Raw genomic sequence first — 10,904 nt, 5'->3', positions numbered from 1 at the left:
ACGGCAAGCAGCATTACCTGTGGCGGGCTGTTGATCAGGATGGCAAAGCGGTCAACGTCTATCTTCAAGCCAAACGGGATCGGGCTGCTGCTAAGCGTTTCTTCAAGCGCCTGATGAGGGCGCATGATAGGGAGCCTAGAAAGTTCGTGACCGATAAATTGCGGAGTTATGGCGTTGCCCATAGAGAGCTGATACCTGAGACTATTCTCAGTACTCAGCAGTATGAGAATAATCGTGCTGAGCAATCGCAGAGCCTGCCCCGCTTTATCGGGTATGAGGCGACCAGGGTGAGAGTGGGGGGGGATGCGTAAATTAACGTCGCTCAGGCAGGCTTAGGGATCTGTTGGTGCCCACGCGGCGGTTAGCAATTTGTTTAATCTCGGAAGGCACCTAGTTAGAGCGCAGCACTATCGCGATCTCTGGATGAGTGCGTTTGTCGAATGGGGTGGGGCGGTAGCTTGACTCTTGAAGCGCGTTCCTCGAGGTCCGGAGAGGTTAATTTGCGAATACCGGCCGCCGCTATTGCTGCGGCGATGAGTGTACTCTCTGATAGGCGTCGCCCCGAAGTGTTAGAACCTTTTTCATTCTGTTAGCCCCCAAGGCTTTTGTAGCTGATTGCATTCACGCTGAATCCGCCCCAAAAAGGGGTTGGATATACGATCGGTCATTGTTATCGAACAAAAAAATACTAGGTCTATGATAGATATGTAAAACTTTTTCTTTTATATTGATTTTTTGCATCATCGGAGACGTCAAGCATGCCAGCCGCCTTAAAACATGATTTGTTTGTTAAAGGGAACGACGAGCAAGCCGCCAAGCAGGACTTTGTGTCGGGGCTGCGGGCCTTTGTCCTTAATGACATGGCCACCTCCATGAAAGACCATTATGAGGCGAGCATTGAGCCTGAGCTGTCTAGGCTCGATAAAACGCCTGCATCTGGTCAGGATGTACACCAAGCTCTTAAGTCTGACTCCGTCTTTAAGTTTTACTCAAGCATGCGCTACAACGCGCAGGAGATGGTTTGGCGCAGCGCGCTGAGGCCTTTACATGATTCTCGCGCTGAATTGAGCCAAAAAATTGCGGCAGCCAACAGTGATGCTGTCCCAAGCAAGCTCGAGCTCAATGATGAGTTAGAGATTCCACGAAATGTGGCGGCACTGGATGTGCACCTGGCGCCTGGGTCCTATCATCGAGAAGATGCTGCAGCGGACTGGATGGGCGGTGCTCTTTACGATCATGGGCTGAACATATTTTCCTTCGGGATGATGGGCGAAAACCTTGACGATATCGGTCAATCAATGGCGCAGTACATTCGCCAGAAATTTCCTGACTTTGCGCCGACGACGATCATCGATCTTGGCTGTACCATCGGCCATAACACCTGCGCATGGAAGATGACTTACCCCGATGCCGCCGTGACCGGTATAGACATAGCGCCTGCGTGCCTGCGCTACGGCAATGCGCGTGCTCAGAATTTGGGAGTGGATGTTAATTTTCGACAAATGAATGCAACGAGCCTCGATTATCCGGACAACAGTGTGGACGTGGTTTTCTCCTCCATGTTCTTGCATGAGTTGCCTGTTAAAGACATCCGTAAGGTAATGTCTGAAGCACAGCGAGTACTCAAGCCGGGTGGTCTGATGTTGCATATGGAGCTGCCGCCGAACGACAGCCTGACGGCTTACGATGCGTTTTATCTCGACTGGGACGCGTACTACAACAACGAGCCTTTTTACAAAACTTTTCGAGACCAGGATTTTTCGCAACTGCGAATGGAAGCAGGATTTGAGAAGGATAAGTTGTTGCAACTTATCACGCCGCAATACACCTACATGCAAGCCCAAGACTATGCCGAAGCCATACAAGTCGATGCGGAGTTTGGCGGGAACACTGGCCGCCTGGCAGCGGGAATTGAATGGTTTGGGTTTGGCGCCTGGAAGTAGCGGCGGCACTGTCATCGATAGATCACTCTAAAAGCACCCACTCAAACCGCGGGTTGCCTGAACAGGAAAGAGTAATGAATAACGACGAAACCATTAATGTCGACACGCGCGGCAAGCGTCCTGCTTTTTTTGAATCAGCCGAAGGTGATGCGTTAATGACTGCATTGCTGGAAACCATGTCGCAACTCTGGGCGACTCGTATGCAGGTCCGCACTTTGAAGGAACTGTTGATTCAAAAAGGTGTGTTGAGTGCGGAGGAGCTCGAACAGTTTGAATTGTCAGATAGTGATAAGCAGCAGGATCAGCAGCTGATGCAGGAGTTTTTTGCGGATGCTTTTAGAACTATGGGTGCTCCGACGCAATCGATCGATAGTCGTCAAAAAGAAGTGGATAAGTTTCAGGGCTATCAGGCGACCGGAGAATAATCGTAATGCTGGAGCAAGTCGCACTTGTCGTTCACGTTATGGGCTGGGTTTTTTGGCTCGGAACAGATTTAGGGGTTTTTATTGCCTGCCGTTTTGCGGAGCGGGGTAGCCTCAGCGTTGAGACACGGCTGACACTATTGGAAGTTGGCATGATCCTGGATCGTCTTCCACGGTTGTGCGTGCCGCTGGTATGGGGCAGCGGCGTAGTGCTTTCGAGTCAATGGGGTTATGAGTTCATTCCTGTGAGCTACGGGCTCGCCATTGCGGCTATTTGGCTGATTGCTACATGGTTGATTATTTTCCAGGTACCGGGTACTCGTAAGCACCGCCTCGCGATGTGGGTGCAAACCTTGTTCTATGGTGGCGTGATTGTTGTGGGTATGGGTGGCGGTGCGACCTGGCTTCTTTCGACTGGTGAGCTTCCCCTGTGGCTGGCGTTAAAATGGTACGCCTACGTCATTATTGCGATTTCTGCGCTTACGCTAGAGCGATATTTTGTGCCCGTTGTCCTGGGCTTTCAGTCGCTGGCCAGCGAAGGCGCGAGCGATGAGACCAATAGCCAAATTAGCAAGGACCTCGTTCCCGTTTATGTCGCTGTTCTCTGTATTTATGCCGGTACGGTGCTGGCTGGCATTTCTGGACTGCTGAAGCCGGGCATGTAGCGAGCTCACGGTTGGCACTCTCTACCCATGTACTGAACCTGTCAGGGCGCGCCGCGTTCTGGGGACTCTCGCTAGAACTGGCCTCACAAGGGTGTAACAATGCCGCATGCCTAAAACCACGATCAAAAAAAGCAAAATCGCCGATATTCAGTACAAGCAGCTGGAGCGCTTTGTGGAGATTGTCGAGCGTGGCGGACTTGCCGATGCAGCAAAAAACCTTGGGATTACCCAGCAGGCCTTAGGCATGAGCCTTGCGAAACTCGAATCTATGGTAGGGACCACCTTAGTCAACCGGTCCCGGGGTAACCAAACCTCGGCCACGGAGTATGGCGAAGTCTTTTTGCTATACGCTCGGAGCCAGATCAACGGTATGGAGGAGGCGGTTCACCATATGCATGCCTTGATGGGTGCGCGTGCGGGTAAGGTTGAGATTGGTGTTGGGGAGACCTGCGATGTCGAACTCATTGCCCAAGTACTGCTCACGTTTCATCAGCAGAGGCCTGACGTAGAAATCAACATTATCGAAGACTACTCGGAGGCCTTGCTCAATCAGCTCACCGAGGGACGAATAGACTTTTTGTGTGGCAGTGTCTCCGCGAGCAATACGGCGCCGAGAGGCATCGTAGAAGAGCAGCTCTACAGCTTGCAGGACATTATTGTTGCCCGCGAGAAACATCCGGTTATGAAGCTGAAGCGGCCAAAGCTAAAAGATTTACAAGGTTACACCTGGTTGGTTCCCCGGCGCAGGCCGAGCGATTGGCATGTCATACGCAACGCATTTATTACCGAAGGACTCGAAGCACCCGCGCATGTTATTCGCAGCGATGCGCCAGAGGTTGGCACGCAGCTGATGTTGTCCAGTGACTTCTTGTTTATGACTTCGCCGGCGATGGCCGGTAGAAGCTACGATGCCAATCATCGGCCTATTTTGCACAAGGTGAATATAGACCGCCCCACGGTGACACGGCATGCCAGCTTAGTCAGTATGAGTGGTCGAAAGTTAAATCCAGCAGCTGAAGTGCTCATGGATGAAATTCGCCGCTCCGCGCTGGAGTTACACGGTAGCTAGCGATCTCGTAGGCGAGGCGTACGACTTGGCCTGACCCTGTCTCACAACCTATAGTTCACAACCTATAGCGAGTCCCTGAGCTGTGGATGCAAGCAAGGATCGTGGTGCAAAGCAGTCACCGACTCTGACTACCTTATAGCCGGCCGCTTCTAGTGGCTTGGCGAGTGCATCGTTGGGGTGGCGTGCGGTCGAATAGGTGATCGCTGCGACTTCGTCCAGTTTTTCGATATCGCCGTTGAAGATGTTTCGAACCGGTAAGACGCCACGCTCAAGGCTGTCTAAATCTGTCGGTTCACAGCTGGTGATAATGCGAACACCGCTACGATGCAGACTCGTGTAGATCTTTTGGCGATTGATTAAAGAGCAATCCGAGGCAATTCGGTCCCGAGGTGTCACCACGATGACCCGTTCAAACCGCTCAGCCAGAAACTCGGCTGCAGCATAGGTCATCTCTGTGTGATCTTTATCTACCAAAACCAGTGTGCCGCTTTCTTTGAATGTAGAGCTGGCCAGATCCACAACCAGTTGCCGAATATCAGTAATTACGCCTTCGCTGACGTACTCCGGCGGAATAAAATCCGGCACACTCATCGTCGCACCCGTTGCCAGCACCACGGTATCGGGAGCCAGCGCCAAAATGTCCTGCAAGGATGCCTGTTGATTGAACAGGAACTGAACGCCGGCGCGCTGACCGGCTAAGTACTGGTAGTCATAAACGCTACTTAAGTTCTCGCCACCCGGTAAGTCAGCATGCACTCGGGTTTTGCCGCCCACGCCATCGGTACGGCCGACTAAGGTCACAGAGTGACCTCGGGTGGCGGCCACCCATGCGACCTCAAGCCCTGCGACACCGGCACCAACGACGACAATGCGACGGCTTTCATTGACTCTGGCCGGGCGCCAAAATGCCTCGCCTTTTTGCCCGACCAGTGGGTTGTTGTCGCAGGCGACCCCACCGCCCTCAACCGTGGCACGCCAGCATGTATTGCAGGACACGCAATATCGAATCTCGTTCTCTTTACCCAGGCGGGCTTTCTCACCCCAGGCTGGATCAGCAATCAGTGCTCTGCCCAAAAACACGATGTCGGCGGTACCGTCGGTCAGAGCGGTCTCGGCTTCATTGGGGTCCGTGATATAGCCAAGAGCGCCACTGGGTATCTCTGGCGCAACGCTGCGCAATCGCTTGATGGCGGGTAAGTATGGCGCGCGAGGCCCTTCGGCTCCCGGAAGGTGTGTCCACAGAGAATCCGAGTGACCGCCCCAGGCGAAGGTCCAGTAATCCAGCTCTCCACAAGCGCTCACCAGACGCGCGATGTTCTCTGCCTCTTGTAGATCGATACTGCCTTTGATCGAATCATCAGCGGGTAGTTTGATGCCAATAATGAATGGCCGACCACAGACCCCGCGGATGCGCTCAATGAGTTGGATAACAAATCGTGTGCGGCCCAAAAGGTCACCGCCGAACTCATCCTGTCGTTTGTTAGCGTGAGAGGAAAGAAACTGGTGGAAAAGATGTCCATGACCAGCAGAGATTTCCACACCAGAAAACCCGGCACGCTGCAGGCGCTGACATGAGCTTGCCCACTCTTCGATCAATGCGTTGATCTCTGCTGTGCTCAATACGTGCGGTACGGTCCAGCTTAGATCATCGGGCAAAGCAGACGCGCCAATGGCCGCTTCATTACGACCGACTTCGTGGCGGCCACGACCCGGATCTTGAATCTGCCCGATAAGGCGTGTGCCGTGCGCCTCTACCGCGGCTACAAGCTTGCTTAGCTCGGGAAGCGTGTGGTCGGCATAGGCGTGAACTCGATTGCTCGAAGGTACGCGTGCGAGCATCGCCAATGGCTCCGTCACGATCATGCCCGCACCGCCTTCGGCTCGACTTGCAAGGTAGTTCAGAAGCTTGTCTGTGGTCCTGCCATCTTTCGCAAAATGGGTGAGGATTGATGCATGGGCAAGGCGGTTGCGAAGCGGTATACCGCCCAGCGTCCACGGTGAAAAGAGTTGTTGGTAGTTGCTCATAAAAAGCTCATAACATTACGCTTGGGCGCGATTGATTCAGGTCTCGCACGGCGGGATGGTTTCGACAACGCTGCGCCAATAGGCTGAAATTTCAGACTCAGATATTAACATTATTCTTTTATTAGAATTGAGTAGTGAAAGAAAATAGTGTATATAAATTCGCGAGTAAGGACTTAAAACTGAAGGATTTTTATGACGGCAATCATCGTTTTATTCAATCTTAAAGAATCTGTGACTCGTGCAGATTACGAGGAGTGGGCCATGTCTACAGACCTTCCGGTTGTGCGTGATCTCGCCTCCGTTGATGACTATCAGGTGTTTCGCAGCAGCGGGCTACTGGGTTCTGATGACCCGGCGCCTTTTGAATATGTAGAAGTGATTAGCATTAACGATGGCGATTTGTTCACGCAGGACATTGGCAGTGAACTTATGCAAAAAGTCGCCCAGCAGTTTCAGTCTTTCGCAGATGCTCCGCAGTTTTTGATGACCCATGCGCTAGGTTCAATATCTGAGTGACAGCGCCCCGTAACTCCAAAATACAAGCGGATACCAACATGGGAAACATCAGCAACAAAGTTGCCTTGTGCACTGGCGCTGGTAGCGAAAAAGGCATAGGCGCAGGAATTCTTATGCACTTGGCAAAACAAGGCTATCGGATTGTTGTCAGTGACCTTGGAGAGAATAGTGGGCCCGACAGCAACGGTACTGCGACCCAGGCGATGCAGAATGTGGTGGCGAGGATTACGGCACTCGGGAGCGAGTGTGTCGCAATTCCCTGTGACGTTCGCGATGACAGGCAGGTTACGCGCTTGTTTGATGAGACGATTGATACCTTTGGCCAGATCGATGTCCTAATCAACAACGCAGGCATTGGCTATCTGATGAAAGCCTTCGTCGATGTCCCTGTCGATGAATGGCGGTTGGTGATGGATGTGAACTTGACTGGCACGTTCTTATGCTCCCAAGAAGCGGCAAAACGGATGATCGATGCGGGTAACGGTGGACGCATAATCAACATTGCCAGCCAGGCCGCAAAAACGGGTTTCCCTCACCTTGCTGCCTACGTCGCGTCAAAGCATGGTCTCGTGGGGCTCACGCGCTCCAACGCCTGCGAGCTGGGCGAGCACGGCATCACCGTGAACGCGGTTTGCCCCAACCACATCACCACGGAGCTCGGCGCGCGACAGAATGAATACTACGCCGAGCTACAGGGTTTAACGGTTCCGGAGTATTTGGCCGCAATGAAAAATCGCATCCCCATGAAGCGCCACTGTACCGCACAGGATGTCGCTGCGATGGTGGCGTTTCTAGCCAGCGATGACGCGTCCTATATTACGGGTGAAGCGTTGAATGTGAGCGGTGGCGAAGAGACTCACTAGCACTTAGCGGGCCTTCGTTACTCTGGATGTTAAGACAAGACATCACTTTTGGTAAAAGCAATGGTACCGAAGGCCGGACTCGAACCGGCACACCTGTTAAGGCGGGGGATTTTGAATCCCCTGTGTCTACCAATTTCACCACTCCGGCACAGAAGAGTTACTACGCCCGATCACCGAGCGGGCGCGAGTATAGCAGTGGACAATCCTGTACCGCCATAATTTGTCCACAACTTGATGATATTCGTCTTTTTTCAGGCTGTCGGACCGGTGGATGATTCTGTACACTCCGCTCGCGCAACGCCCAGAGCGTGCGCCAACTGAGTATCCGCCCACGCACCAGAGGGTGCGCCGACAGAGAGAAAAGAAGTATGACCATGAAATTAGTTAAAAAGACTGACGACTACAGCATTTTTCAGCGCGGCGATGAGCGCTATGCGGTTAAAGATGCAGCGAAGAAAGCAGTCAATGGCGAAGAGAAAGTGCGTATTCTTCTCGAAGAAGGCCTGATCACAGTGACTGAAGCTGCCGCAGTAGAAGCCGTGGTTGAAGAGGCTCCAGCCGAAGAAGCCGCCGCTGATGAAGCCCCAGCTGAAGAGTCAGAGGTAGCCGCTGAAGAAGACGGCGAAGCCAAAGAATAATCGCCGTAAACCGATATATAGCGCGGCTCAGCCCGCGCTGTTCTTAGCATGCAACGCTCTGATTTCACCTATGACCTCCCTCAGGAACTGATTGCCCAGCAACCTTTGGCGGAACGCTCGGCCAGCAGGCTGCTCTGCGTCAACGGTCGCACGGCGGAAATGGCTCATCGCCACTTCTTGGATCTTCCCTCGTTACTCAATTGCGATGATTTGTTGGTTTTTAACGATACCCGGGTTCTTCCTGCGCGATTGTATGGCGTCAAGGAGACGGGTGGGCGGGTCGAAATCCTTATCGAACGTCTTACCGGCGAGTGCAGTGCATTGGCGCATATTAGAGCCAGCAAAACGCCTCGCGCAGGGCAGACTATTGCACTCGCTGAAGAGGCGGATTCGCCAGGGACGGAGCTGGAGGTCAAGGTCGATGGTCGCGAGGGCGAGTTGTTTCAGATCAGCAGCGCAGAGGCTCTTGGACCTATGCTTGCTCGAATTGGACATATGCCGCTCCCACCCTATATCGATCGTGCCGATGTGCTTGAAGACCGGGAGCGCTATCAGACAGTCTATGCCCAGCGGGATGGAGCCGTTGCAGCCCCCACGGCGGGTTTGCATTTTGATAAGGCGTTGCTTCAAACGCTGGATGACATGGGTGTAAGACGCGCTCAGGTTACGCTGCATGTGGGTGCAGGGACGTTTCAGCCCGTGCGAACCGAGGATATTCGAGACCACCAAATGCATGCGGAGTATCTGGAGGTAAGTCAGTCTGTGTGTGATGCCATTGCCGCGACGCGCGAGCGTGGGGGCAGGGTTGTGGCGGTGGGAACCACGGCTGTTCGTAGCCTGGAGACCGCCTCAGCATCTGGGCAGCTTGCACCGTATGTGGGGGATACACGTTTGTTTATCTACCCGGGTTATGCCTTTCAATGTGTCGATGCCATGATCACCAACTTTCATTTACCCGAGTCCACCTTGTTGATGTTGGTGAGCGCATTTTGCGGCCGAGATCTTATGCTGGGTGCGTATAACGAGGCGGTGGCACAGCGTTATCGATTTTTCAGTTATGGGGATGCGATGTTTCTCACACCACAGTCCGAGGCGCGTCCTTTATGAAGTTTGAACGCTTAGCGAGTGATGGCGCCGCTAGACGCGCTCGCCTGCATTTCGCGCGAGGCGTCGTGGACACACCAGCGTTCATGCCGGTGGGAACTTACGGTACCGTTAAGGGCATGCTTCCTCGGGATGTAAAAGCCCTAGGTGCGCAGATTATTCTTGGCAACACTTTTCATCTGTGGCTACGTCCGGGCACTGAGGTCATTGCAGCTCATGGCGATTTGCATGACTTTATGCAGTGGCAGGGCCCTATCCTTACGGACTCCGGCGGCTTTCAGGTTTTCAGTCTTGGCGCGATGCGCAAAATCAGTGAAGAGGGCGTTTCTTTTCAGTCTCCGGTCGATGGAGATAAGGTGTTTCTGGATCCCGAAAAGTCCATGGTGATCCAGCGAGCGCTGGGTAGCGACATCGTTATGATTTTTGACGAGTGCACGCCGTATCCGGCCACTCATGAGGAGGCGGCTCGATCCATGGAGCTGTCCCTGCGCTGGGCAAAGCGCAGTCGCGCAGCTCACGGCGACAGCAAGTCAGCCCTGTTCGGTATTGTGCAGGGCGGTATGTATGAAGACTTGCGAGCCCGTTCCTTGGATGGCCTCGTAGATATTGGCTTTGATGGTTACGCTATTGGCGGTTTGTCGGTGGGGGAGCCCAAAGACGAAATGCTGAAGGTGCTTGAGAGCTTGCAGCCTTTGCTCCCTGAGGATCGTCCTCGGTATCTTATGGGTGTAGGTACACCTGCAGATCTTTTGGAGGGCGTGCGCCGGGGTATCGACATGTTTGATTGTGTGATGCCTACGCGCAATGCGCGCAATGGACATCTGTTTACCTCTAGCGGTGTGATAAAGATCCGCAACGCAAAGCATCGTCATAGCACCGCGCCCTTAGATGAGCACTGCGGCTGCTATACCTGCGCCAACTTTAGTCGGGCGTATTTGCATCATTTGGATAAGTGCAACGAGATACTCGGATCTCAGCTCAATACTCTGCACAATTTGCACTACTATCAGGGTCACATGCGCGGCATTCGCGAAGCGATTGAGGCACAGCGACTGGATGATTTCGCTGCTGAGTTCTACGATGCTCAAGCGAGTGGCACGCGCCAATCCGTCATCAGTCAGCCTTAGGGAGAGTCACAGCATGTTGTATAAACTCGGAGAAGACACTCCAGTTCTGGATGGTGATGGGCACTTTGTCGCGCCAAACGCAGCTGTGATCGGCCGGGTAACTCTCGGTGACAAAAGTAGTGTCTGGTTTTCGTGCGTGCTGCGTGCTGATGTGGAGTCCATAGAGGTTGGAGCGGGAAGCAATATTCAAGATGGCACGGTGATCCACGCAGATCTGGGCTTTCCTGCTCGCATTGGCGAGAATGTGACCGTTGGACACAATGCGATGATCCATGGCTGCACTATCGGTGACGGTAGTCTCGTGGGTATCAACGCCGTGATTCTCAATGGGGCAACTATCGGCAAGGGCTGTCTCATTGGCGCTAATGCGCTGGTTACTGAGGGTATGGATATTCCAGATGGATCCTTGGTGATGGGTTCTCCCGCAGTGGTACGCAGGACATTGAGTGCGGATCAGCAAGCCATGCTCGCACTCAATGCGGGCCACTATTCGAGTAATGCCGCACGTTTCAACAGCGAGCTTGAGGCTCTT

At 53.4% G+C, this 10,904-nt stretch carries 12 protein-coding genes and 1 tRNA gene; 11 read left to right on the top strand and 2 right to left on the bottom strand.

What is annotated here, in order from left to right; translation table 11 throughout:
• Positions 1-17: 17 nt before the first annotated feature.
• The 5 genes from ACI9KD_RS15735 (at position 18) to ACI9KD_RS15715 (ending at position 4,099) form a co-directional block, all read left to right on the top strand.
• Complete coding sequence (locus ACI9KD_RS15735; protein WP_414982122.1) at positions 18-311, top strand: DDE-type integrase/transposase/recombinase; 294 nt, start codon at positions 18-20, stop codon at positions 309-311.
• Between the two features lie 447 nt (positions 312-758).
• The gene (locus ACI9KD_RS15730) at positions 759-1,943 is read left to right on the top strand and encodes a class I SAM-dependent methyltransferase (RefSeq protein ID WP_414982121.1); all 1,185 of its coding nucleotides are present in this window, start codon (positions 759-761) and stop codon (positions 1,941-1,943) included.
• Between the two features lie 74 nt (positions 1,944-2,017).
• The gene (locus ACI9KD_RS15725; protein ID WP_414982120.1) at positions 2,018-2,368 is read left to right on the top strand and encodes a hypothetical protein; all 351 of its coding nucleotides are present in this window, start codon (positions 2,018-2,020) and stop codon (positions 2,366-2,368) included.
• Between the two features lie 5 nt (positions 2,369-2,373).
• The gene (locus ACI9KD_RS15720) at positions 2,374-3,030 is read left to right on the top strand and encodes a hypothetical protein (RefSeq protein WP_414982119.1); all 657 of its coding nucleotides are present in this window, start codon (positions 2,374-2,376) and stop codon (positions 3,028-3,030) included.
• A 106-nt stretch (positions 3,031-3,136) separates the two neighbouring features.
• Positions 3,137-4,099 carry a LysR family transcriptional regulator gene (locus ACI9KD_RS15715; protein WP_414982118.1) on the top strand — a complete coding sequence of 321 codons (963 nt, stop codon included), beginning with the start codon at positions 3,137-3,139 and terminating at the stop codon, positions 4,097-4,099.
• A gap of 48 nt (positions 4,100-4,147) precedes the next feature.
• Here the strand turns inward: ACI9KD_RS15715 and ACI9KD_RS15710 are convergent, their stop codons facing one another.
• A complete protein-coding gene (locus ACI9KD_RS15710) occupies positions 4,148-6,124 on the bottom strand; it encodes an FAD-dependent oxidoreductase (RefSeq protein ID WP_414982117.1) in 1,977 nt (658 codons plus the stop codon).
• Positions 6,125-6,316: 192 nt separating this feature from the next.
• Here ACI9KD_RS15710 and ACI9KD_RS15705 point away from each other — a divergent pair, with 192 nt between their 5' ends.
• Positions 6,317-6,640 carry an REDY-like protein HapK gene (locus tag ACI9KD_RS15705; RefSeq protein ID WP_414982116.1) on the top strand — a complete coding sequence of 108 codons (324 nt, stop codon included), beginning with the start codon at positions 6,317-6,319 and terminating at the stop codon, positions 6,638-6,640.
• A 38-nt stretch (positions 6,641-6,678) separates the two neighbouring features.
• Positions 6,679-7,503 (top strand): SDR family NAD(P)-dependent oxidoreductase, encoded by an 825-nt coding sequence (locus ACI9KD_RS15700; RefSeq protein ID WP_414982115.1) that lies wholly within the window; start codon positions 6,679-6,681, stop codon positions 7,501-7,503.
• Between the two features lie 61 nt (positions 7,504-7,564).
• Here ACI9KD_RS15700 and ACI9KD_RS15695 read toward each other — a convergent pair.
• Positions 7,565-7,651, bottom strand: a tRNA-Leu gene (locus ACI9KD_RS15695).
• 226 nt (positions 7,652-7,877) lie between these two features.
• Here ACI9KD_RS15695 and ACI9KD_RS15690 point away from each other — a divergent pair.
• The 4 genes from ACI9KD_RS15690 to ACI9KD_RS15675 form a co-directional block, all read left to right on the top strand.
• Complete coding sequence (locus tag ACI9KD_RS15690; protein WP_414982114.1) at positions 7,878-8,141, top strand: hypothetical protein; 264 nt, start codon at positions 7,878-7,880, stop codon at positions 8,139-8,141.
• A 48-nt stretch (positions 8,142-8,189) separates the two neighbouring features.
• Entirely contained in the window at positions 8,190-9,248 is a 1,059-nt protein-coding gene (gene queA / locus ACI9KD_RS15685; protein WP_414982113.1) for a tRNA preQ1(34) S-adenosylmethionine ribosyltransferase-isomerase QueA, read from the top strand.
• The gene (gene tgt, locus ACI9KD_RS15680; protein WP_414982112.1) at positions 9,245-10,372 is read left to right on the top strand and encodes a tRNA guanosine(34) transglycosylase Tgt; all 1,128 of its coding nucleotides are present in this window, start codon (positions 9,245-9,247) and stop codon (positions 10,370-10,372) included. Before queA ends, tgt begins: the two co-directional genes overlap by 4 nt.
• Positions 10,373-10,385: 13 nt before the next feature.
• Positions 10,386-10,904, top strand: a 519-nt coding sequence (locus ACI9KD_RS15675) for a gamma carbonic anhydrase family protein (RefSeq protein WP_414982111.1), incomplete at its 3' end; no start/stop codon positions are given.

It is taken from the genome of Congregibacter sp. (assembly GCF_047617445.1).
GTDB lineage: Bacteria > Pseudomonadota > Gammaproteobacteria > Pseudomonadales > Halieaceae > Congregibacter.
Note: the sequence above shows the minus strand (reverse complement) of the source record. Positions and strands in the feature narration are given on the sequence as shown.